21 protein-coding genes and 1 CRISPR repeat array are annotated in these 21,497 nt (G+C 68.6%); of the genes, 4 read left to right on the forward strand and 17 right to left on the reverse strand.

What is annotated here, in order from left to right; translation table 11 throughout:
- Positions 1 to 198: 198 nt before the first annotated feature.
- Positions 199 to 715: a CRISPR direct-repeat array (repeat unit 29 nt; unit sequence CCGCTCCCCGCGCCCGCGGGGATGAGCCC).
- A gap of 321 nt (positions 716 to 1,036) precedes the next feature.
- From ACLJT4_RS35430 to ACLJT4_RS35480, 11 genes are all read right to left on the reverse strand, one after another.
- Positions 1,037 to 1,408 (reverse strand): hypothetical protein, encoded by a 372-nt coding sequence (locus ACLJT4_RS35430; RefSeq protein WP_411128805.1) that lies wholly within the window; start codon positions 1,406 to 1,408, stop codon positions 1,037 to 1,039.
- A gap of 70 nt (positions 1,409 to 1,478) precedes the next feature.
- The gene (locus tag ACLJT4_RS35435; RefSeq protein ID WP_411128807.1) at positions 1,479 to 2,738 is read right to left on the reverse strand and encodes an amidase domain-containing protein; all 1,260 of its coding nucleotides are present in this window, start codon (positions 2,736 to 2,738) and stop codon (positions 1,479 to 1,481) included.
- A gap of 4 nt (positions 2,739 to 2,742) precedes the next feature.
- Positions 2,743 to 3,060, reverse strand: coding sequence for a WXG100 family type VII secretion target (locus tag ACLJT4_RS35440; protein ID WP_038524054.1), 318 nt, complete (start codon positions 3,058 to 3,060; stop codon positions 2,743 to 2,745).
- Positions 3,061 to 3,441: 381 nt separating this feature from the next.
- On the reverse strand, positions 3,442 to 3,696 hold the full coding sequence (locus tag ACLJT4_RS35445; RefSeq protein WP_411128810.1) for a type II toxin-antitoxin system RelE family toxin: 255 nt from the start codon (positions 3,694 to 3,696) through the stop codon (positions 3,442 to 3,444).
- A 682-nt stretch (positions 3,697 to 4,378) separates the two neighbouring features.
- Positions 4,379 to 5,929 carry an MFS transporter gene (locus ACLJT4_RS35450; RefSeq protein WP_411128812.1) on the reverse strand — a complete coding sequence of 517 codons (1,551 nt, stop codon included), beginning with the start codon at positions 5,927 to 5,929 and terminating at the stop codon, positions 4,379 to 4,381.
- Positions 5,930 to 5,971: 42 nt separating this feature from the next.
- Positions 5,972 to 6,679 carry a tRNA-dependent cyclodipeptide synthase gene (locus ACLJT4_RS35455; protein ID WP_411128814.1) on the reverse strand — a complete coding sequence of 236 codons (708 nt, stop codon included), beginning with the start codon at positions 6,677 to 6,679 and terminating at the stop codon, positions 5,972 to 5,974.
- Positions 6,680 to 6,686: 7 nt separating this feature from the next.
- Positions 6,687 to 6,851: a hypothetical protein gene (locus tag ACLJT4_RS35460; protein WP_411128816.1), complete on the reverse strand. Its 165-nt coding sequence runs from the start codon at positions 6,849 to 6,851 to the stop codon at positions 6,687 to 6,689.
- A gap of 45 nt (positions 6,852 to 6,896) precedes the next feature.
- Positions 6,897 to 7,199 (reverse strand): hypothetical protein, encoded by a 303-nt coding sequence (locus ACLJT4_RS35465; RefSeq protein ID WP_411128818.1) that lies wholly within the window; start codon positions 7,197 to 7,199, stop codon positions 6,897 to 6,899.
- Positions 7,200 to 8,089: 890 nt separating this feature from the next.
- Positions 8,090 to 8,569: a DinB family protein gene (locus ACLJT4_RS35470; protein WP_411128820.1), complete on the reverse strand. Its 480-nt coding sequence runs from the start codon at positions 8,567 to 8,569 to the stop codon at positions 8,090 to 8,092.
- A gap of 645 nt (positions 8,570 to 9,214) precedes the next feature.
- Complete coding sequence (trxA, locus tag ACLJT4_RS35475; protein ID WP_411128822.1) at positions 9,215 to 9,595, reverse strand: thioredoxin; 381 nt, start codon at positions 9,593 to 9,595, stop codon at positions 9,215 to 9,217.
- Positions 9,596 to 9,632: 37 nt separating this feature from the next.
- Positions 9,633 to 10,031: a MerR family transcriptional regulator gene (locus ACLJT4_RS35480; protein WP_411128824.1), complete on the reverse strand. Its 399-nt coding sequence runs from the start codon at positions 10,029 to 10,031 to the stop codon at positions 9,633 to 9,635.
- A gap of 137 nt (positions 10,032 to 10,168) precedes the next feature.
- Here ACLJT4_RS35480 and ACLJT4_RS35485 point away from each other — a divergent pair, with 137 nt between their 5' ends.
- Together ACLJT4_RS35485 and ACLJT4_RS35490 are read left to right on the forward strand one after the other, a co-directional pair.
- Positions 10,169 to 10,936: a MerR family transcriptional regulator gene (locus ACLJT4_RS35485; RefSeq protein ID WP_411128826.1), complete on the forward strand. Its 768-nt coding sequence runs from the start codon at positions 10,169 to 10,171 to the stop codon at positions 10,934 to 10,936.
- A 53-nt stretch (positions 10,937 to 10,989) separates the two neighbouring features.
- Positions 10,990 to 11,205, forward strand: coding sequence for a hypothetical protein (locus ACLJT4_RS35490; RefSeq protein ID WP_411128828.1), 216 nt, complete (start codon positions 10,990 to 10,992; stop codon positions 11,203 to 11,205).
- A gap of 299 nt (positions 11,206 to 11,504) precedes the next feature.
- Here ACLJT4_RS35490 and ACLJT4_RS35495 read toward each other — a convergent pair whose 3' ends face one another.
- Entirely contained in the window at positions 11,505 to 11,765 is a 261-nt protein-coding gene (locus ACLJT4_RS35495) for a transposase (protein ID WP_411128830.1), read from the reverse strand.
- A 345-nt stretch (positions 11,766 to 12,110) separates the two neighbouring features.
- A complete protein-coding gene (locus tag ACLJT4_RS35500; RefSeq protein ID WP_411128832.1) occupies positions 12,111 to 12,701 on the reverse strand; it encodes a snapalysin family zinc-dependent metalloprotease in 591 nt (196 codons plus the stop codon).
- A gap of 820 nt (positions 12,702 to 13,521) precedes the next feature.
- On the opposite strand from ACLJT4_RS35500, the gene ACLJT4_RS35505 reads away from it, so the two are divergent.
- Together ACLJT4_RS35505 and ACLJT4_RS35510 are read left to right on the forward strand one after the other, a co-directional pair.
- Positions 13,522 to 14,583 carry an isopenicillin N synthase family dioxygenase gene (locus ACLJT4_RS35505; RefSeq protein WP_411128834.1) on the forward strand — a complete coding sequence of 354 codons (1,062 nt, stop codon included), beginning with the start codon at positions 13,522 to 13,524 and terminating at the stop codon, positions 14,581 to 14,583.
- A gap of 109 nt (positions 14,584 to 14,692) precedes the next feature.
- Positions 14,693 to 16,048 carry a solute carrier family 23 protein gene (locus ACLJT4_RS35510; RefSeq protein WP_411128836.1) on the forward strand — a complete coding sequence of 452 codons (1,356 nt, stop codon included), beginning with the start codon at positions 14,693 to 14,695 and terminating at the stop codon, positions 16,046 to 16,048.
- A gap of 11 nt (positions 16,049 to 16,059) precedes the next feature.
- Here the strand turns inward: ACLJT4_RS35510 and ACLJT4_RS35515 are convergent, their stop codons facing one another.
- The 4 genes from ACLJT4_RS35515 to ACLJT4_RS35530 all read right to left on the reverse strand — a co-directional run bounded on the left by ACLJT4_RS35515 (position 16,060) and on the right by ACLJT4_RS35530 (position 21,435).
- Positions 16,060 to 17,466, reverse strand: a complete 1,407-nt coding sequence (locus ACLJT4_RS35515) for an 8-oxoguanine deaminase (protein ID WP_411128838.1) — start codon at positions 17,464 to 17,466, stop codon at positions 16,060 to 16,062.
- Between the two features lie 243 nt (positions 17,467 to 17,709).
- Positions 17,710 to 18,912, reverse strand: a complete 1,203-nt coding sequence (locus ACLJT4_RS35520; RefSeq protein WP_411128840.1) for an MFS transporter — start codon at positions 18,910 to 18,912, stop codon at positions 17,710 to 17,712.
- A 116-nt stretch (positions 18,913 to 19,028) separates the two neighbouring features.
- Positions 19,029 to 20,804: a M4 family metallopeptidase gene (locus tag ACLJT4_RS35525; protein WP_411128842.1), complete on the reverse strand. Its 1,776-nt coding sequence runs from the start codon at positions 20,802 to 20,804 to the stop codon at positions 19,029 to 19,031.
- Between the two features lie 337 nt (positions 20,805 to 21,141).
- Positions 21,142 to 21,435 carry a hypothetical protein gene (locus ACLJT4_RS35530; protein WP_037634725.1) on the reverse strand — a complete coding sequence of 98 codons (294 nt, stop codon included), beginning with the start codon at positions 21,433 to 21,435 and terminating at the stop codon, positions 21,142 to 21,144.
- Positions 21,436 to 21,497 lie beyond the last annotated feature (62 nt).

A 21,497-nucleotide genomic window follows, 5' to 3' on the forward strand; every position in this document is an offset into this window, starting at 1 on the left:
CGTTGAACGGCAGCCGGGGCTCGTCGGGGGTGTCTCTGGGGCCTTGGCGGTTTCCCCCGAGGGGCCTGGGTGTGAGGGCATAGCCTGTGGCGTGGAGGCGTCTCTGACCGAAGGGGTTCCTGTTTATCCCGTATGCCCTTTTCTCTCATCTTTGCTGAAACAAGCGTCGCCCCTTGATAAAAGCACAGCTCACGAAGTCCGCTCCCCGCGCCCGCGGGGATGAGCCCGCAGAGTGCACGAATCAGGGGAGGGTTCGCCGCCGCTCCCCGCGCCCGCGGGGATGAGCCCCGGACCATCAACGACGTCTCCGAGGCGTCCGTCCGCTCCCCGCGCCCGCGGGGATGAGCCCGAAGACCGCGTACGGGCGGCTGGATGTGCTGGCCGCTCCCCGCGCCCGCGGGGATGAGCCCTACCTCATCCGGCTCGCGCAGCGGGCGAGCGACCGCTCCCCGCGCCCGCGGGGATGAGCCCCACACCTGACCGGACCGGAGCCCCTGCCGCCCCCGCTCCCCGCGCCCGCGGGGATGAGCCCGGTCGGGGTTCTTGGCATGCCCGTGAGAGTTTCCGCTCCCCGCGCCCGCGGGGATGAGCCCAGCGCCTCGCCGTCCTTCCACTCGTTGGTCTGCCGCTCCCCGCGCCCGCGGGGATGAGCCCGAGGTGTAGACGTCGACATCGCCGGTGGCCTCCTGCTCCCCGTGCCTGCGGGGATGAGCCCCGCAGCACCCACCAGGGCGCCCAGGGTGAGCGCCGCTCCCCGCGCCCGCACGCGCGGGGGTGGCTCGGAGTTCATCCAGGACAGCGCGCCCCTGCACGCGCGGGGGTAGTTCTGCTGCATGCCCCGCACCGTGCGGCCAGCGCCGTCGCCGGTCGACGATCCCGGTCTCGGCGGACCGGGTTCCGCAACCGTAAGCGGCTCTGAGCTCAGGGCAGTCGGCTGCCGAACTTCGACAAGGCCGACCACCGCGAGCGCCACGAGGCCGAGCGCGGGGTCAACGGATCAAGCAGTGGGACGTATCCATCGACACAGGCCACAGGGTCAGCCTTCGCAGATGGGTTTTCCGATATTCGCAGCTGACTGGGAAGCGTCCATGTGTGCCACGACGACCGTGCCGGCCGTCAGCAGGATCATGAGGCAGGCGATGATGAAGAAGATCGTTGAAACCGTGCTCTGCCAACCACAGTTGGGATTCTGCCCTGCATGCCGTGCGGACCGGAACATCAGCAGATGGACAGCCACCGACATGACGGCCGCCGCCAGGCCGCCGTAGGCGACGGCGAAGTGAGTCCATGGCAGAAGCGTGTACCGGCATGCCGTCGACTGGAATTCGTGGTGCCCGTTGGAGAGTGAGACTGACACAAAGAAGCTGACAACGGCGGCTGCCGAGAGCAGCGGCACGGAGAGGATCATCCTCTGCCAACGTCCCGACGGACGTTGCCCGCGCTGGACGCGTTGTTGTGGTGTGGCTGCGGTACTCACGTCAGTACCAATCCGGGTGCGGGCGGACGATGCGGATTCGCTGCTGCCCTTCGGCCTTTTCCGTCGTTGGGAGTCTCCCTTGCAGACTCACGTTCTGGTACGAGTCCTGGTGTTGTGTGTACTTGATCTCGCCGTCCGGCATCACGGCCGTGACCACGGCGGCGTGGTGGGTGTTGCCCTGCTCGATCTTGTCGTTGGGGCCCTGCTGCTCGTAGTAGATGATGTCACCGGGCCGTGCCTCGGATCGTGGCACTTCCTCCCCGCCGTGCTTGAGCATGAAGTTCTGCTGATTCTCGGCTCCAGCCCAAGTCTTTGAGTAGTACATGCTCGCGTCGATTGTGTCGATGCCGATGCCGCCGGTGTTTCCCCACGTATCGTCGCCGCGGGCGCCCGACCAGAAGTCGATTTTGTGCTGCATGCCTGCGTGGTCAAGTGCTTGGGACACGAAGTTGGTGCAGTTGTTGTCGAACTGGATCGGGTCCTTCTTGTCCCAGTTCTCCAGCGCGTACTCCACCATCTTCACGCGGTCGAATTTCCCATCCGTGCCACGCATTTCACGTTTGATGTTCTCGGGAATTCCGTCGAGATGAGCGATCTTTACCGGCTCGGCACGCATCAAGTCGTGCTGCTGCTTCTCGCTTAGGCCGTTCCACCAGGCCCGTACCACGGACGGGTCAGTGCCTTCCTTCGGGATGTCGGCGGCGAGCATATCCATTTCGACGTGCGATGCGCGGTTCTGCTCTTTGAGAGCCTTATCCGGATCATTGATACTGACCGTACCTGCCAGACGGTACAGCTCGGCCGCTGTCTTCTCGTCCGCTTCAGTCGCCTGCTGAACCGCTTGATCTCGCAGTGCGACGATTTCGCGGTATGCCTGCTGCTGGCCAGCTTCGGCGTTCGCGCTGGGACACTCCAGCGGCATGCCGTCCTCGCCTAGAGGAAGGTCATGAGCTCGTGAGAGATCGGCTATCTGGTGCGCGATGCTCATCGCCGTTTCAAGGCTAGTATGCATGCCTTCCATGACCATCTTGACGCTGAGCAGCAGGTCGTACGCCGACTCGAGTTGGTTCGCCAACGTCACGAAATCGCCGGCCGCAGCTGCACCGACTTCGTCGGCCCAATTATCAGCAAGAGGCTTGACGCCTTGCTCACGTACATCGTGCGCCGCATTCAAAGCATACTTCGCCAGTGCTGCCCAGTCGTCCGCGGCTTCTTTCCATTTCTGCGGATGGGCACTGATAAGTTCCGAGTACGAGACCACGGTGTCAGTTCCTTCCCAGGTCCCGCATACCGGCCCTCAGCCGCGTAACGGCTTCCTGGTCGGCAGCATCGTAGCCGTCGGCGGAGTCTTGCAAACGCTGCCCCAGCTCGCCCATCTGCTTGGCGAGCTCGATCATGTGATCTTGCCAAGCAGTGCGGCACGACATGACAGCGTTACCGCTCTTCCAAAACATGGCGTCGAAGTAAACCTCTTCAGAGCTGTCAAGGACATGCGACAAGCGCCGCTGGGTGTCGCTCGACAGCGCCTTCATGTCATCGCCGGTGCCACGGACCTTCGCCGTGTCCACCTGTATGTCACCCACGACGCCCCCTCGATACGTTCGATCGTTTTCGTACGTGGCCTTGCGCAAGCCCTCGTACACCGTGCCCGCACACCCTATGACGTGCCCGACACGCCTACGAGAAGGAGCCAAGCCAACCGCTGTCCCGTTAGCTAGTGGCCGCCCCCGCGTCTGCCGGGGAGCCCGCTCCGGCTGCGTTCCCACCATCAGGCGCTCGTCCCCACACCCATGGGCGAGTTCCATCGGGTTTTGGTCCGTTGCGCTGACTGTGCTTGTCCAGGGCTGCGGAGCCCGCATGTGGTGGTTCCGCCTTCGTGAGTCGGCTGGTGCTGGCTCTGATGTGCCGGCTTCGAGGTTGGACTCAGGCGCGGGAGACCGGCTACCGCGCTCGGGTTCCCGGCGTTAGGCAGGCGTGGCGCCGGCGGTCAGGACTTTCACGGCGAGGTGGGCTCCGTCGAATTCGTAGGTGGCACGGAACTCCCCGACCTGCACGCATCGCAGGTGGGTGCCGCCGAGTCTGTTGCTGGAGCGCGGTTCGGGGTTGTCTGCGAGCGCGTTGACGGCGCGGACGAAGGGTTTGACCGTGTCGCCGTACTTGGCGCGTAACCGTTTCAGTCCCTCGGAGGCGGCCCGTTCCCAGATGACGGTATGGTTCACGAAGCCTTCCTCGTGATCATCTGCTCGACCTCATCAGACGTGTAGGTGGGCCCGCCTTCGGCGCGGACATGCAGGGCGACGGCGACATCGGCGAACCAATCGCTGCCTCCCTGGCCTCATCGTCGAGGGCGGCGTCGGCTAGGGGCCTGTGTCCACCAGTGGTTGAGCCATGCCTCGAACGCGCCGCCACCATCGAGGGCGCCGAGTTCCTGATCGAACTCCTGCCGCAGGTCGGCCCGCAAGCGTTTTCGTACCGCCTCGACGGTTCGGGGGATGTCCTCGCAGGCATAGCCGGTTGCCTCGCGAGCTTGGCCCGTGGCCCTGGCCCACTGGAGATCCGCCAAGTCCTACTCCTCTCGCGCGGACATCACGCTACTCCGATGACGGTGGCCTGCGGTCGACTTCTGGCCCGGACCCTGAGCGGAGGTTGGCCGGGGCTCTGTGTCAGGGCGCCGAGACAGGCCCGTCGTGACAGTCGACTTTCGGGGTGCTGATCGTTGAACCTGCTCAGTCGTCCCCGCAAGGGCGGACGTGGTCCCGTCACCTGGAGTGACTGGCCGTCAGTTGGTCGTCGCAGTCGTCGAGCTGCTGTCCGGCGTCACTGCGGGCTCCTGGCGAGTGCGCGGAACGCCCTGGAAGGGGACGAGGGGAGCGGCCGGATGGGGCCGCTCCCCTTGGCGTGTCAGGCGGCTTGGCGGCGGTCGGTGAGGCTCAGTAGGCCGAGGATGATCAGGGCGGACGCGGAGGTGCCGACCAGCATCCACATCGCCGACTGGGTGCCGTGCGCGAACATCTGGTTGAAGACGTCGGTGATGTCGTGTGCGTTGAGGGAGGTGTGTTCCTTGAGGAGTTCAGTGGCGCGCTCCGGGTCGGCCACGGCGTCCCGGGTCCAGGAGCCGATGGCCACGCCCTTGGCCGAGAGCGTGTCGGTGAGGTGGGATTCGGCCTGTACCCGGTAGAGCACGATGCCTGCGGCCAGGCCGATGGCTCCGCCGAGGTTGTGGAACGTCCAGGAGGAGCCCATGGCGAGGCCGGCCTGACGTTCCGGCACCGAGGACAGGGCGGAGACGGTGGCGGGGCCGAGCACGCTGCCCCAGGCCAGGCCCATCGCGACCAGCGCCACCACGATGAGGAAGAGGGAGGTGTCGGCGGTGAGTTGGGTGAACAGCAGGGCCGAGACGGTGAATGCGGTGAACCCCGCGACGAGGATCTTCCGGGGGCCGTAGCGGTCGGTCAGCCGCCCCACGAAGGGGGACAGCACCGCCATCACCGCCGTGCAAGGCAGCAGGAGGGCACCGGTGGCGTAACCGTCGTAGCCGCGTACCTCGTCGAGGTAGAGGGGCAGCAGGAAGAGCACGGTGGCGTAGAAGGAGGCGAGTGCGAAGTCCGAGACGATCGCGGCGAGGAAGGCACGGTGCTTGAAGAGGCTGAAGCGGATGATGGGGTCGGTGGCGCGCTTCTCCACGAGGTAGAAGGCGATGAGCACGATCAGAGCGAAGGCGAGAAGTCCCAGTGTGGGAAGGCTTGTCCAGCCCCATGTGCCGCCGAGTGTGAAAGCGAGCACGACGGCGGGGATGCCGAGGCTGATGAGGATGAGGCCGGGCCAGTCCACGCCGGTGGTGGCCTCCTCGTTGCGGGACTCACGGACGCTGAACGAGCACAGCGACAGTGCGAGCGCGACGAGCGGCACGTTGAGCCAGAACACCCACTGCCAGCCAGCGGCGGAGACGAGCACCCCGCCGAGCATGGGCCCGATGGCCAGACCGACACCGTTGACCCCGTACAGGGCACCGATGGCCCGGCCGCGCTGGGATTCGGGGAAGGCGTTCTGGACGATGGCGCCGGTGGAGGTATAGAGGATCGCCCCGGCGGCGCCCTGCAGGAACCGGAAGGCGATGAGCCAGCCGGTGGTGGGGGCGAAGCCGGCGCCGAGCGAGGCGAGTCCGAAGACGACCGTGCCGATGTAGAGGACACGACGCCGGCCGTAGGAGTCGGCGAGCCGCCCCATGGTCACCATGAACATGGATAAGGCGACGATGAACATGTTGACGATGAGCTGCAGATCGGTGACGGACGCACCGAGATCCTTCTGGATCTGCGGGGCGGCCGTGTTCACGATGGTGAGATCGATGCAGCCGAGGAAGCTGATCAGGCTCACCCCGGCGAAGGCCCACCACCTGCGGTCCGGTGGGGCCTTCGTCGCTGACTTGGGGGTGGTGGTCGATGACGTCACAGTGTCGTGTCCTCTGTACCGGATGGTGATGATCGTGGAGCTCTAGGCAAGTTGGTCAGTAGCGGCGGCCCGCTTCTTGAACCTCAAGGACAACCAGCCTCCCTTTCCGGGGTATTCCGTCGTGACGAACAGCCGTTGGGATTCAGCCATGGCGGCCGTCATCGGCTGGGGGTAGATGACGTAGTCGTAGCCCTGGTGTGCCCACATCGGCATGATGATGGGGCACTCCTCTATGAGGTATTCCAGGCATCCTTTGAATGCCTTCTCGGTGTCCGCTTTCGGGTCGCGTGCCGTGAGCCGGTCAATGAACTTCTTGATGGTGGAATCTACTGCCTGGCGGTACTCTGTATTCTCCGCGTATGCGCGTTCGATGCGCTGCCTGAATTGAGGGTAGTCGGGGTCCTTCAGTGCTTCGTCCCACCGGAGCACCTCGTTGGGCACAGAAAGCTGGCCCAGGATTTTGTCGTTGCGCTCAAGCCATTCGTCCCCCTCGCGCAGGGAACGCGCATATGCCTGCTCGGGAGATACGTCGATGTAGTTGGAGCGCTGCAAGGTGTCGGCCACCGCGATGGTCAACTGCTTGAATTCGCTGCGGTTCACCAGCTCCACTGTGGCTCTGAGTTTGTCACCCTCGTGATAGCGCTGACCGACACTCACCAGTAGAATGGCTCGCGTGCCGGCGAGGGTGAGTTTCTTGGCGGCCTCCCCGAAATTCGCCTTCGTACGTCCGTCGACGAGGTAGGAGTTCATTCCTGCCTCAGCTCCACAGGGTGAGCGGCAGGTCGGCACCGTGGTAGCCGATGAAATGCCCCAAGGTGATGCGGGGCTCGTCGCTGGACGGCCGTACCGCATGGATCTGGCGCGGGTTGAGGAGTAGCAGATCGCCCGGCGCAGGCTTGATGACCGCCTTCGGCGGGCCCAACTGATCGCGTTCGAGGCCCCAGACCCGTTCCCCCTTGAGTTCGTTTTAGGCGTGCTCGCCAGGTTCGGTGCCCCACAGTTCGAGTTCGCCGCCGGTGTGCGGGATGTTGATGTAGATGTTGGCCGAGAGCTGTGCGACCAGCTCATGTGCGTCCGTCGAGGGAAGGTTGCGTTCCAGGGCGTCGGTATGCGGATTGAGATCCACTCCCTGGTCCTGGAACCGGCAGATGCCGATGAACGCCTTCCGCCCATCAACGCTCAGCAGGCTTGCCCCGGGGTTCCAGGTCTCCTCGAGAAGAAGGCGGAGGGTGTCACTCGGCGAGGCGTAGGGGGAGAATAGATCCCGCATTCTTTGAATGTTGTCCCGGGCTTCTGAGTGGTAACGCTCGCGGGACGCGTCATCGCTGATCTCGGAGTAGGCGAAACCTATACGCTGGAACGTTGTGTCCTGACTCAGGCCACCCTTGTCCGGGTGGTCGACCAACTGGCCACGTGCGGATGTCACGACCTCGGCGGGGGCGAACCCCGGTATATGTACGGCTAATACCGTACCTTCGATGAGTGCGAGAATGTCCTCATGGGTGAGCTCGCGAAAAGTCGCACGTCTCGTAATTGACATTTCTTCCCTTCCGGGTCCTCGGGAAATGGGTGGCGGCCCTTCTTCGCATCTCTGCTTGAGTTTGCTTCGCTCCCACTACATCTGCTGGCCGCGCAACAGGTCAATCGACTTAATGTGAGTGCAATGCGAATGTAAAGAATAGCGGCTTGAATCAGTGGACTAAGGCGCTGTTGAATTGGCCTACTTCATCGCCTCGGAGTGGCCTCATCCCGGCTGCGCACATCTCTGCCGAGTCGCATCCATCGAGGTCAGAGACGCGCAATTGGGGGGAAGTGAAGGCGGGAACAGGTGCTCCTGGCCGAGATCGAGATGGCGCGTTCTGTGCGCCGATCGGGATCCCGCCGAAAGAGACGCGACATACTGCCGCAACGGTGTTTGGTGTCGACCGTTCCGCCATCACCCGGGCCGTCGGCCAGATCCGACCGTGCCTGGGAGGGCGGAGCCGTGCGGTTCAAGGCCCCGGCCCGACCCGTGCCTGCGAACTCTGGGCGGCGTGTTCGCCTACGCCCAGGCCGAGGGCGGCGGGTTACGCCTTGACGCCACCGAGGCCCGGGCCCGCTGGCCGGCGAACGGCTGCGGCGGACGCCGCGCATGCAACTCGTCAGACGTGGTCTCAGGACTCAGCCAGCACGTACCTGTTCGCGCAGGATGTCGGCGTGTCCGCAATGGTGGGCCAGCTCTCGCAGAACTTGCAGGTACACCCAGCGAAGCGTGCGCGGCCCGGTCCGATGGCCAGTCACGACTGCGTCCAGTGGCAGGTCTGCGATCGTCGTCCGGGCCGTGGCGCAGGCTTGCCGGTGGGCTGCCGTGACCGAGGCGACGGTGTCGTCGTCGGAGAGCTGGAAGGATGCGTCCGGACTCGGTGCTAGGCCGAGCTCACGGCGGGACGTGCCGCCGACGCACTCTTCGAACCACACCCGCTGCATCCACGTGACGTGCTTGAGCAGGCCGAGCAACGTCGTTGCCGACGGGACGAGTTGGCGGCGAGCCTGTTCTTCGGTGAGACAGTCGAGAGTCAACTCGATGGCGCTGCGGTATTCCTCGATGAATGCATCGAGCTGGGTGCGTTCGTCGTCCAACGGCACATCGAACGAACCCATCAGAGTCTCCCCTCACGCCGTCGGCCGAGGCCCACAGCGACTCGTGCGAGCGGCAGCCCACGGCGACGTAGACAATCCTGGTCGCGCGACTCCGTGCTGCACGAGTCGACGCGAGTCGATCAGTACGCAGCCCGAGGTGGGCAGCGGGCGCACGGTGAGCTGTGTGCGGTCGAGCGCAGTCCGAGACGTTCGAACCGCAGCAGCCAGGATACGGTGCGCTCGACGAGCCAGCGGTGGCGGCCGAGCGAGGTCTCGTCCTCGGTCCCATGACGGGTGATGCGGACCTTGATCCCGTGCTGGTGCGGATGGCGCCGGCGCCGGAGACGGTCGTCGCCCAGGTCGGCGAATCGACTCCGAGTTGCGGGGCGGATCGCGCCAGCGACACCCCCGTGATCAGCACGAACTCGACGTCCACCAGGGCGGAGCGGTCCCCGATCGGCGGCCGCCCACCCGGTCCACGTGCTGGGGGCGAGACGGGATCGGCGGTGCGAGCAGCTCTCACTGCCGATCACCAACTGCGGGACCGGGAGGCCGGCAAGCACGACGCCGAGTGGGAGGGGCTGTCCGGTCCGCGTCGCCCAGCGCACCCTCGCCATGGCCGCCGCCATCTCGCGGAACCACTTGCCGGGTGCGCGGATCACTTGGTCACTGATCGCCTATGGCCATTGACTGGCTCTGCAGTTGATCGTGCCCCAGGACGTCCTCCAGTTCCTGCATCAGTCGCCGCTTCGGGCGCGCTCCGACCATTTCCTTCACCAGCTCGCCATCGCGGTAGACCTGCAAGGTGGGAGCGGCGAGAACGTTGCAGGCAATCATCGTGGCGGGGTTCTCGTCCGTGTTGAGCTTGGCGACGGTCAGGCGGGCCGCCTCCTCGCGGGCGATGTGTTCGAGGACCGGCGCAAGCTGTCGGCAAGGGCCGCACCAGGATGCCCAGAACTCGAGGAGGACGGGCCGCGCACTGTGCAGTACCAGTTGGTCGAAGGTCTCGTCGGTGACGGTGATGACGGCGGTCTCGGGGACGTTCACAGGTGGTGTCCTTTGTCCTTGGGCGGGTCGGGCTGGATCATTCGGAAACACAAGGGGAGAACTCACAGCGCGGATCGGTGGTCCGGACCTCGATGGCCCGTTGCAGTTGTCCGGTGACCCGCTGACGCACCTCGCTCAGGTGGGCGATACACGCGTCCAGCTCGGCGAGCTTGTGGCGGTAGACGGCGATGGAGTCCGCACAGCGATCGCCGGTCTCGTGACCGTCGCGCAAACACTTCACGAAGGGCCGAATCTCCTCCAGCCCGAAGCCGAGATCCAGCAGCGAGCGGATTTCCCGAACGATCCGTAGGTCCTCGTCCCCGTAGTCGCGATAGCCGTTGGCGGCCCGCCGGGCTCGTAGCAGCCCCTGCGCCTCGTAGTAGCGCAACGACCGAGTACTCACCCCGGCACGCTCGGCCAGCTCCCCGATCCGCATGGTGGCTCCTCCCTGGTTCACCCGAGACGCTAGACCTTGACACCGGCGTCAAGGCCAGCGCTAGGTCGAGTTGAGTAGCAGTAGCAGTCGCTGTCACGGCTTGAACCTCACGCGGCGTGAGGATGCATCGTTGCTCTATGACCACTTCTGCAACCTGGAAGGTAGGCCGGCTTGCCGAGGCCAGCGGGCTGACCGTGCGCACGCTGCACCACTGGGACACGATCGGCCTGCTCAGCCCCTCACAGCGCACCACGGGAGGACACAGGGAATACACCGAGGAAGACCTCGTCCGCCTGTATCAGGTGCTGGCGCTCCGTAGCCTGGGGCTGGCTCTGGACACCATCTCTGCCTGCCTGGATGCCGGGGTCGACCCTGCGCGGTTGGTCCGGGACCACTTGACCAGTGTGGAGACGTCTCTCGCTGCGCTCGGTGTCCTGCGGGAGCGGCTCGTGCGACTCGGTGACGAGCTGTCGGCTGACCAGGACCCGACGGCCACGGCTCTGCTCGATGCGCTGCGGGCGATCGGCGCCCCCGGACCGGAGGGCGAGCACTCGCTAGGCCACCACCTGGATGCCGACCAGATTCAGGTCCTGCGGGCCCGTGCCACTGCCCTGGGGCCTGCGATGCATTACGTGCTCGAGGTCGAGTGGCCTGAGCTGTACCGCAGGGCCGAACGGCTCCGTGCCGCTGGAACTCCTCCCACTGATCCGAAGGTCCGCCGACTGGTGGTCCGCATGGATGAGCTGAGCGCGTTGGTCACCGGCGGCGATGCCGGCATTTCCGCGGGTGTAAGAGCTGCCTGGCGTGACGATCCAGCCGTCATGTTCGGCGACCCCGGTGCTCCGGCTGACGACTGGCGAGAGCTGGCCGACTACCTGGACCGCGCTCGCAACAGCCCCGCCTGACGGGCGCGTGCTGTGGTCACCCTGTCACCTTCATCTGCCAAAGGAGTCCGGCCATGAACCGCCGAACCCGTATATGCATTGCCCTGGCCTCGACGTGCCCCACTCTCCTCACCCTTCCGGTCATCTGTCTCCTGGCTGCAGTCGGCGCGGCGCCGTGGGACCTGCTCGTTGTTCTGCCGGTTGCGCTCGTCGTGCATGCCGCCATCAATTTCTTCCGACTGAATCCGAGGCTGTCGGAGGTCGGTTCGGGCCGCCCGAACACCTTGTGAGGGAGCAGGGGGGCAAAGCGACTGCCGTATCAAGGCAAGGTGGACGGTCGCTTCGTAGCGGATGGCGAGCTTGTCATTCCTGGTGGCCACGGCCCGGGCCTGTTTGAGCAGCCCGATCCGGCATGCGGTCTTGTGTCTGTGCTTGTAGTGGTCGCGGTCGAAGCCGGGCGGCCTGCCGCCCGCTGAGCCCGGGCGGAGCCGGCATCCGGCCTGGTCGCGCTTCTCCGGGATCGTGTGCGGGATCTGTCGGCGGCGGAGGTAGCCGCGGATCATGCGGGACGAGTAGGCCCTGTCGGCGATCACATGCGCCGGCCGGGTGCGCGGGCGTCCGACGCCGGTCCGGGCAATGGGGATCCGTCCCATAGGCGTGATGAACTGCGGCGCGTCTCCGCGCTGTCCTCCGGTGACCGTGACGGCCAGGACGTGCCCGGAGGCGTCCGCCACCAGATTCCGTTGAAGACCTGCCGTCGTTCCTTGGGCGGCCGCCCCATTCTTGGTATCGGCGGCAACAGTGACTCCAGCCGCTTCCACTGTTCGTCCGTCAGTTCCCTACATGTCACGCCAAAGTCGTTCCGCGGTCTCGACCAACGATCCAAACGGTCCCCGGGACCAGCACTCGGTACCGTCGGCAGCCGTACACCATCTGCTGATTGACGGTGCGGCAGCAAAGCGGAGTTATCGCCGCAGGTCGGGAGGTAGCCCCCTGGTGTAGGTGTGGGTGTTTCTGGCTCTCAGGCGACCTTCGCGGCTCGGGCCGGAGCCGTGGTCGTGGTCGTGCGGTCCGACGGCAACGTCTCGGCCGTTTCGCCTTCGCTCCGCGCGTCTTGCTGTTGCTCTACGCCGGTCTACGACCCTGTAGGCCGGCGTAGGTCGCCGGTGTCGAGTGGGTCTGACTCGCTGGCCAGTCAGCGTGACCCGGTGTGCGTCCGGCCGGACCAGATGTCGATCACGACCTGGTGGTGTTGCGGGCGTACGGCTGGCGTGCCGGCGGCGTAGTTCTTGTCGACCTGGGCCGCCTCGGCCGCGTTCGGCTTGGCGTTCGTGCAGGACGTGCCGGGGCCGTGGCCGGACATGAGCTCTGAGCAGGGCCCGCTGTAGTCGTCGGGCAGCCCGAGGATGTGCCCGGTTTCGTGCGCCGTGATCCGGGTCGTGTCATAGCCCTCGTCGACCGCCTGCTGGCCCAGCTGCACGTCACCGTTGCCGCCGGGGAAGATCGGCCCCAACGTGGTCTGTGGCCACCCGCTGGTCGCCTCGTACACGTAGTCGGCCGAGCCGGGGGAGCTCGCCGGCTCCAAGCGCACGTTGTGCACCGCGTCGTTCCAGTTCTGCACGGCTTGCTTGATCGCGCCCGCCCACTGACCGGCACCACTGGCGTCGTAGGTCAAGGTGACCACGGAGGTGGTCGCGTGCGCCGCGGGGTGCGCCGCGGCGGCGCCGACCGTGGTGCCCAACATGGCCGGGACGAGCGCCGTCAGGGCGGCTATTCGCTTGATCATCGGACTGGTACGCCTCCTTGGATTTCAGCTGCTGTCCGAAGTAAACGAGTTCGTCGGGGACACGACAACCTCCCTGCCGGCGATCGGGCCCGGGTGTTGCCAAGTTGGCTTAAATGGAGGGGAGTTGACGGTGGGTGGGGTGGGAGAACGAGGGTGAGTGTCATTGGCCGGTTGTGACGGTGGGAGATCGAGCGCCGCCAGCCCGTCTCGCGGGGCCCGCGCCCGTAACGGAGCCGGTCAGGGGACCCCCCGCAGTAGCGGGGACGACACTTCATGACCTGCGCGGACGCGAGGCGACTTCCCGGGATTGCCTCTAGGGATGGCTGAGTTCGTGCCTCGTCCCTCGGCCAAATGATCTCCGGCACCCCCGCGGCGAGTTCGCGGAGCACGCCGGACGCAGCCCGGCGTGGGGCGTTGCCGACCCCACTTCGCCTACGGCTGCTGCGGATTGCGCCGGGCTCGCCTGAGATCTTGATGGGAGTCCTGCTGGCGGGTTGGTTCGGAAGTAGTACGCGTTGGGATCGAGCCGGTGCCGCCGAGTTGGGTCGGCCAGGGCGTCACGCGGCGCGGGCGCCCCCCGGGCGGGGGCGTGGGGGAAGCAGGCGGTCCGGTGGTCGTTCGGTATGCGGTGTGGCCGCCTCGCATACAGGGGAGGCGTATCGGCATCTCGGCCAACGGGCGGCTGGTTTCGGCTTGTTCGCCACGGGGTCGTTAACAGGACGTTCATCAAACTGTTGAAGCGGATAGGGGTGGGTGGGCGCCGCGGGGGACCGCGGAGCGCCGCCGGAGAGGACCGAGCGCGACGGAAGGAAGGCATGCGATGGGCAGGGCCACGGCCGTGAACGGCGTACTCGACGTACCCGTCATCGACATCTCCGCCTGGACGGACGGCACCGACGCCGACCGGGCCGGCATTGCGGGCGAGATCGACCAGGCGGCGCGCACCGTCGGATTCATGCAGATCCGGGGGCACGGAATTCCCGAGGCCGCGGGGCGGGCGTTCGCCGCGGCGCTGGACGGGTTCTTCGGCCTCCCGATGGACGAGAAGAAGGCGCTGTGCGCCCCGTCGCCGGACGTCAACCGCGGCTACACCCCGCCGCGTACCGAGAAGCTCAGCCTGAGTCTGGGCGTCCCCGCGGCCGCCGAGGACCTCTTCGAGGCGTTCAACGTCGGTGCGGAAGCGGCCGCCTTCCCCGGCCTCGGCCTTCCCGAGGCGCACTATCCGGCCAACCTCTGGCCGTCGGTGCCGGGGTTCCGGGACGCGGTGACCGAGTGGTGTGCACAGGCGGGCGGGCTGGCCCGGCGGCTGACCGGGATCTTCGCGCACGCGCTGGGGCTTCCCGCCGACTACTTCGCCCCGTTCACCGACCATTCGCTCGACGTGCTCCGGATGAACCACTACCTGGTCCCCGAACGGGAGTTGGTCGTCGACCGTGACCAGATGGGGATGGGCGCCCACACCGACTACGGCATCGTCACCGTGCTGTGGGCCGACCGGGTCCCCGGGTTGCAGATCCTCGACACCGAGGGGCGCTGGCACGACGTCCTGCCGGAACCGGGCTGTCTTCTCGTCAACCTCGGTGATCTGCTGGCTCGTTGGACCAACGACCAGTGGCTGTCGACCATGCACCGGGTGCTGCCGCCGACCGACGCCAGTGGGCGCGTGGTGCGCCGCCGGTCCGCCGCGTTCTTCCACGACGGCAACTGGGACGCCGAGATCAGCTGCCTGCCCGGCTGCGTCCCGGTGGGTGCCGACCCGCTGTACCCGCCCACCACCGTCGGCCGGCACCTCGCCGAGAAGTTGGGCGGCTCGCGCGCCGGGAAGCCCAACGCCAACTCGCCGCGCGAAGCCGCCCGGCTGCTCGGGGCCCGCAGCGACTGACGTCAACGCGTCCGTACCGCAGGCCAGTTGTGACCGGCCCCGCGCCGCACCGGCAGGGGGCGGGTGCTTTCCCCCACCGCCCGGCCCCTCCGTGCCGAGAGGTTCTGTCATGGCCCTGACACCACGCCGCGCGCCGCTGCGCCGCCCCCGCCCCGCCCCGGCAGGCGGCGCCCCGCACCCCGGCCTCGGGCGGACCCTGGGCCTCGGGGCGCAGCACGCACTGGTGATGTACGCGGGCGCGATCGCGGTCCCGCTGATGTTCGGCGCCGGCGCCGGACTCGACGAGGCGGCGGTCAGCACCCTGGTCAACGCGGACATCTTCGTCGCCGGGATCGTCACCGTCGTGCAGAGTCTGGGCGCCGGGCGGTTCCTCGGCGTCCGGCTGCCCCTGGTGACCGGCGGCTCCTTCGTCTGCGTCACCCCCATGATCATGATTGCCCGGCAGTACGGAATGCCCGCGGTCTACGGCTCGATGATCGCGGCGGGGCTCTTCGGGATGCTGGTCGCGTTCCCCTTCGCCCGGGCGTTGCGGGCCTTCCCGCCGCTGGTCAGCGGGGTGGTGATCACCGTTGTCGGACTGGCGCTGATCGGCGCCGCCCCCGGCATGATCGCCGGGCCGGACCCCGCGGCGGCGGACTACGCCCCGCCCGCCCAACTGGCCCTGGCCGGCGGGGTGATCGGCTTCCTGCTGCTGCTCTGGCGGTTCCTGCGCGGCTTCCTGGCCCAGGTGAGCGTGTTGCTGGCGCTGCTGGCCGGGACGCTGGCGGCGCTGCCGATGGGGCTCACCGACTTCTCCGGCGTCGCCGACGCGGACTGGTGGGGGCTGGTCTCCCCGTTCCGCTTCGGGGCCCCCACCTTCCCGCTCGCCGGCGTGGTCTCCATGTGCGTGGTGATGTTGGTGGTGTTCGCCGAGTCGACCGCGCAGATGATCGCGGTCGGTGAGGCGGTCGAACGGCCGCTGACCGACCGGGCGTTGGGCCGCGGCCTGGCCGCCGACGGCCTGTCCGGGGTGCTCGGCGGCGCCATGAACTCCTTCCCCGACACGGTCTTCGCCGGCAACATCGGACTGACCCTCATGACCGGCATCCGCAGCCGGTACGTCACCGCCGCCGGCGGCGTGGTGATGGTGTTCCTGGGGACCCTGCCCAAATTGGGCGAGGCGATCGCCTCCCTGCCCCAACCCGTGATCGGCGGCGCCTCGTTGATCTGCTTCGCCACCGTCGCCGCGGTGGGCATCAACATCCTGCGCCGGGCCGGGCTCGACCAGGGGGACAACCTGCTGATCGCGGCGGCGGCGATCGGCACCGGCATGCTCCCGGTCGTCGCCCCGCGCCTGTACCACCGCTTCCCGGAGTGGTGGCAGCTGGTGTTCGGCAGCCCCTCGACCGCGGCGCTGGTGGTGGCGCTCGGACTGCACTGTGCGTTCCATCACGGGCGGCGCCGGGTCGAGGGGGTCGAGGTCTGACGGGCGGAGGGTCAGACGAGGCCCTGCATCCGCCGGGCGACCCGAGCGTGCTCGTTCAACTTCTCGTCAAGTGCCGGGAGTCGGAGTTCTCCCTCGTCGACGAGGACGCGTCCGCCGACGACCGTCGTCCAGGCCCGCGACGGGGCGCAGCGCAGCCACGCCTCGACCGGGTCGGTGAGCGCCCCGGCCAGCGCCACCTCGGGGGTGTCCCAGACGACGAGGTCCCCGCAGGCGCCTGGGCGTAGCTGCCCCAACTCGTCCGCGCGGCCCAGGCAGCGCGCCGAGCCGCGGGTGGCGATATCCAGGGCGTCCCGGGCGGTCATCGCCGACGGGCCGCCGCGGTAGCGGCCCAGCAGCAGGGCGCTGCGGGTCTCCAACCACAGCGAGGCGTGGTCGGTGGAGGCGGAGCCGTCGCAGCCGATGCCGACCGGCATGCCCAGTCCGCGCATCTCCCGGACCGCCGCCGTACCGCCGGCGATCAGCATGTTGGAACTGGGACAGTGCGCCACCCCGACCCCGGCGGCGGCGAGCCGGGCGCGCTCCTCCTTGGTGGGGTGGATGCAGTGCGCCACCCACGTGCGGTCGGTCATCCAGCCGACCGACTCGAAGTACTCGACGGGTCGGCAGCCGTAGGTCTCCAGACAGTAGGCGTCCTCGTCCGGGTCCTCGGCGAGGTGGGTGTGCAGCCGGACGTCGAGCCGCTCGGCCAACTCGGCGGTCGCGGTCATCAGTTCCCGGGTCACCGAGAACGGTGAGCAGGGCGCGAGCGCGACCCGGGTCAGCGCGCCCGGGGCCGGATCGTGGTAGGTCTGCACCAGGCGTTCGCTGTCCGCCAGCACCTCCTCGGCGGTCTGGGTGACCGAGCGGGGCGGCAGCCCGCCGTCCTCGGTCGAGCGGGTCATCGAGCCGCGGGTGGCGTGGAAGCGGAAGCCCACCTCCTGGGCGGTGTGGATCTGGGCGTCGATCAGGCGCGGCCGCGGATGGACGTAGTGGTGGTCCATCGAGGTGGTGCAGCCGCCCAGCAGCAGTTCCGCGATGCCGACGTAGGTGGCGAGGTGCACGGCCTCCTCGTCGAGGGCGGCCCACAGCGGGTAGAGGGTGGTGAGCCAGGTGAAGAGGGTGCCGTTCACGGCCGGGGCGTAGGCTCGGGTGAGGTTCTGGTACATGTGGTGATGGGTGTTGATCAGCCCGGGGGTGACCAGGCGACCGGCGGCGGACAGGGTGCGGGTGGCGCCCGCCGGCTCGGAGCCGGCGGGCCCGTACGCCGCGACCCGGCCGTCCCGGAGGGCGATCCAGCCGCCAGGTATCTCGGTGTCACCGTCGACGACGAGCAGCCGGGCGTCCCGGACGAGCAGGTCGCAGTGGTCCGTCGGGTCGGCGGTGCCGTCCGGACGAGCGTGGTGGTGGGTGTCGGCCATGCGAGGACTCCTGTGATGCGGTGTGCCGAGGCTCCGGCACGGGGCACGATGGATGCGCGCGGGCCCTGTACCGGTGTGGTGCGCGGCCACCGGATCGTCACCGCCGGGTCTGCCGGCGGGCGGGCGGTCCTCCTCCTTGACGTCTCACGTCCCTGGGATGGGGACGTAACTCGGCTTGGTGCACACGTCGTTGGAGCCCTGCCCGGAATTCGCCGGGCCAGTCCCCGGCCCGCCCCGGCGGCGTCAGGCCGGTCGGTGCGCCGGCAGCGGGCGTCGCAGCACGTACCCGCCGACGGCCACCGCCACCGCGATGACGCACCCCGCGAAGGCCAACCCCGCGCCGCGCAGTCCCAGCGCCATGGTCAGGGCGCCGACGCCCACCACCGGCAGGGAGATACCGAGGTAGGCGACGAGGAAGAAGGCGGAGAGGGTGCCGCCGCGGTGCTCCGGCGGGGCGGCGGCGCTCACCGCGGTCAGTCCGGCACGGAAGGCCAGGCCCTGGCCGGTGCCGCCGCAGAGCGCGCCGGCGACCAGGACGGGCAGGGACGCCGTCGCGAGCGAGGTCCCCACCAGCACCAGCCCCACCACCAGGATCAGGCAGCCGGCCGGCAGTGCGGCGCGGACGCCGATCCGGCCGGTCAGTGCCTGCCCGAGGGTCGAGCCGAGGAAGACCGTGCAGACGACCGCCCCGGACACCGCGAGGTTGTGCACGCCGAGGGTCTGCGCGACGAAGCTCGGGGCGATCGCGGTGAACAGTCCGAGCAGGGCGAAGCCGGCGAACGCGGCGACCGCGGCGGGCGCGAACACCCCGCGGACCGCCGGGGGGATCACGAGCCCCTGGGGACGCAGGGACCGTGGACGGTGCGGATGCGCGACGGTCTCCGGCAGGAACCAGGTCACCAGCCCGGCGAGGAGCAGCAGGAGGAGATGGACGAGGAAGGGGAGGGCGAGCGGCCGGGGCGCGTACTGCGCGAGCAGACCGGCCAGCAGCGGGCCGCAGCCCAGGCCGCCCATGTTGGCGGCGGTGGCCGCGAAGCCGGCCCGGGACTCCCGGCCGGGGCGGGCCAGTTCCAGGACGGCGGCGGTGGCGGCGCCGCTGAACAGCCCCGCCGCGAAGCCGGACAGCACCCGGCCGAGCAACAGCAGCGGCAGTCCGCCCTCGAAGAGGAAGCAGCCGGCGCTCGCCGCCGACAGGCCCAGCGCCGTGAACAGGACCGGTCGCCGGCCGGTCTGGTCGGAGAGGTTGCCCGCGCCGAACAGGACGGTGATCACGCCGAGGGCGTAGGTGGCGAAGACCACGGTCACCATCAGCTCGGAGAAGCCCAGCTGTTGGCGGTAGAGCCCGTAGAGCGGGGTGGGCAGGGTCGTTCCCGCCATGCCGATCGCGAAGACGCCCGCCGCGGCGGGGCTGCCGGGGTGGCGGGTCGGGCCGGTGCGCACGGTCATGGCGTCAACGTAGGCGGCGGCACCGCGCCCCGGCTAGGACGCGGTGCCGCCGCGCGTGGCGGGGCACCGCGTCCCGCGGGCAGTCGCGCCGTCCGGCGCCGTCGTGTCGTGCCGGGTCAGCGGGTGGGCGTGTTGGCCGCGGTGACGTTGACGGCGGCCCAGGCGCGGTCGACCGCCTGGTAGGCGGTGCTGTTCGCGCCGTACAGGTCCTTGGCGGCCTGGAGGGTGGCGGTCCGGGCGTCGTGGAAGTCGGTCGTGGAGACCATGTACCGGGTGAGCGCCCGGTAGAAGATCGCCGTGGCCTTGTCCCGGCCGATGCCGGTCACCTTGGCGCCGTCGTAGGTGGGGGAGTCGTAGGCGACCTTGCCGATGGTCTTCTTGCCGCTGCCCTCGGCCAGCAGGTAGAAGGCGTGCGAGGAGACGCCGGAGCCGGCGTGCACCTCGGTGTCGTAGGTGTCCTTCGACCAGTAGTCGACGGCCCCTTCGAGCTTGTCCAGGGACGGCTCGTCCAGCCGGCGCAGGAACTTCTGGGCCAGGCCGAGGTTCTCGCCCATGAGGTAGTTGGGCGGGTTCTTCGGGTTGTTGGTGGCGAACTCCACCGCGCTGCCGAAGATGTCCGCGAGCGATTCGTTGAGGGCGCCCGGCTCGCCGAACTGACGGCCCTCGGCGTCGACGCGGGTGGGCTGGAGGTTCGCGGTGGCGTCGACCACGCCGTGGGTCAGCTCGTGGCCGGTGACGTCGAGGACCACCAGCGGCTTGGTGAAGAGCTGGCCGTCACCGTCGCCGTAGAGCATGCATCCGCAGTCCGAGGACCAGAAGGCGTTGCCGACGTTCTTGCCGTAGTGGACCAGGGCGTGCGCGCCGGCCCCGTCGTTCTTGATGCCGTTGCGGCCGAGGGTCTTCTTGTAGAAGTCCAGGGTGCTGGTGATGCCGAACTGGGCGTCGACCGCGGCGGTGGCCCGGTTGGCGGTGGTGCCGTCGCCCCAGCGGTTGGTGCCGTTGACGAGCGGCTTGGCGCTGATGAACTTCTCCAGTTCCTTGCCGCCGGCGTCCCGCGTCTCGGTGTTGCCGCGGGTGCCGTCGCGCAGTACGAAGGCGTTCTTCGCGGTCTGCGTGGTGGACAGCGGCACCGTGCCGACGAAGAGGGACGCGCCGGTGCCGGTGGCCCGCGCCGGGAAGCTGCCGGCGGTGGACTTGCTCGGGGCGGTCGGGGTGGCGGCCGCACCGGGCTTGGGGGTGGGACGCTCGCCGCGCTGCCGGAGCTTTCGCAGGACGGAGGGGGAGAGGAAGGGGTCGTTGACCGGCACGTTGCTCAGGACGCCGCCGGTGGTGGCGTCGACGACGACGGTCCGGGCGCCGCCGGCCTCGGCGGTGCGGCTGTCGGTGACCTGCACCTGGTAGGCGAGGGTGGTCCGGCCCTCCCGGGCGTCGACGACGAGTTGGGGCTCGCCGGCGGTGCCCTGCGCCACGGCGGCGGCCTTGGTGGCGGCCTGGCCGGCCGACAGTTTCGGGTCGGTGGCGGGGAGGTCGACCCGGTGCCGGGCGGCCCGGGTCACGCCCTGGTAGGCGGAGTCCGCACCGAGGTGGACGACCAGGTCGCCGCCGAGCACCGGCAGGCCGCGGTGGATGCGGACGAACCGCACGTGCCGGCGGCCGTCGGGGTCGACCAGGGTGTCGGTGGCCTTGAGGGTGTCCTGCTGGCTGACGCCGGTGGTCGCGGAGTGCGCGTAGGCGGCGGCGCGGGCGGCGGCCACGAGCGAGGGGGTGCCGGTGGCCGAGGGGGCGGCGGGGGAGGCCGGGGCTGCGACGGCGGCGCCGGCGGTGAGGGTGGCGGCCGTGCTGACGGCCAGGGCTATCGCCAGGCGGCGGCTGCGTATGTGGGGTCTACGCACAGTGTGGCGTCCTTATGTGCTGTGGACGGTGGCATGCGCCAACCGCCCGTACACGCGGTGGCGTTGCACACCGCGGGGGCCGTCCGGCCCCGCACAGACCCTGGTATGTCTGGCATGAGCATGTAAAGAGAAATGATCAATTTTCGGTGCTAGGTAGTCAAAAATTGATAATTGATCAGCTTTAGGTAGTCGGAAGATGACCAATTGTGTTCTGAGGGGGAAGACTCACCGAGGCGCACGGGGGTTGTGCGGGGTGCGGAGGAATTTCCGGGCACGACGACGGCCGGGGCGGCGGCTGCCGTCCCGGCCGGGTTCGATCAGGGATGCTCCGGCGGCGCTAGCCGGTGCGGAAGAGCTCCTCCAGCGACGCCTGCGCCTTCTCGCCGCCGCGGACCGCCTCGACGACGGCCTGGTGGAAGGCGCGGCTGTCCGCCTCCGAGTGGCAGGGGACGGGGCTGCCGATCATGGTGTACCAGTCCGAGGACCCGGTGTACTGGACGGCGACGTGCGCCTCGTCCTCCGACCACGTGGTGTGGATGGTCAGGTCCCCCTGCATGGGGCCGACCTCCTCGGTCTGCACCGCGCCGGGACGGGCGTGGATCCCCACCGTGGTCCAAGATGCCCAGGTCATGTCGTTCCCCTCGGTCCCCAGGCCCCGGCCGGCCGCCGGGCGCGGTGCTTCAAGTCTGGCAC

Origin of the sequence: Streptomyces sp. x-19 (assembly GCF_046549115.1) — a bacterium.
In the GTDB taxonomy this organism is placed as follows: domain Bacteria; phylum Actinomycetota; class Actinomycetes; order Streptomycetales; family Streptomycetaceae; genus Streptomyces; species Streptomyces albulus_C.

Coding starts and splice junctions, on each gene's coding strand:
- ACLJT4_RS35465 (WP_411128818.1), bottom strand. CDS start 7,199: ATGCGGGATCTATTCTCCCCCTACGCCTCGCCGAGTGACACCCTCCGC.
- ACLJT4_RS35455 (WP_411128814.1), bottom strand. CDS start 6,679: ATGAACTCCTACCTCGTCGACGGACGTACGAAGGCGAATTTCGGGGAG.
- ACLJT4_RS35480 (WP_411128824.1), bottom strand. CDS start 10,031: ATGCGGATCGGGGAGCTGGCCGAGCGTGCCGGGGTGAGTACTCGGTCG.
- ACLJT4_RS35515 (WP_411128838.1), bottom strand. CDS start 17,466: ATGGCCGACACCCACCACCACGCTCGTCCGGACGGCACCGCCGACCCG.
- ACLJT4_RS35530 (WP_037634725.1), bottom strand. CDS start 21,435: ATGACCTGGGCATCTTGGACCACGGTGGGGATCCACGCCCGTCCCGGC.
- ACLJT4_RS35510 (WP_411128836.1), top strand. CDS start 14,693: ATGGCCCTGACACCACGCCGCGCGCCGCTGCGCCGCCCCCGCCCCGCC.
- ACLJT4_RS35490 (WP_411128828.1), top strand. CDS start 10,990: ATGAACCGCCGAACCCGTATATGCATTGCCCTGGCCTCGACGTGCCCC.
- ACLJT4_RS35430 (WP_411128805.1), bottom strand. CDS start 1,408: ATGATCCTCTCCGTGCCGCTGCTCTCGGCAGCCGCCGTTGTCAGCTTC.
- ACLJT4_RS35505 (WP_411128834.1), top strand. CDS start 13,522: ATGGGCAGGGCCACGGCCGTGAACGGCGTACTCGACGTACCCGTCATC.
- ACLJT4_RS35500 (WP_411128832.1), bottom strand. CDS start 12,701: ATGATCAAGCGAATAGCCGCCCTGACGGCGCTCGTCCCGGCCATGTTG.
- ACLJT4_RS35520 (WP_411128840.1), bottom strand. CDS start 18,912: ATGACCGTGCGCACCGGCCCGACCCGCCACCCCGGCAGCCCCGCCGCG.
- ACLJT4_RS35470 (WP_411128820.1), bottom strand. CDS start 8,569: ATGGGTTCGTTCGATGTGCCGTTGGACGACGAACGCACCCAGCTCGAT.
- ACLJT4_RS35485 (WP_411128826.1), top strand. CDS start 10,169: ATGACCACTTCTGCAACCTGGAAGGTAGGCCGGCTTGCCGAGGCCAGC.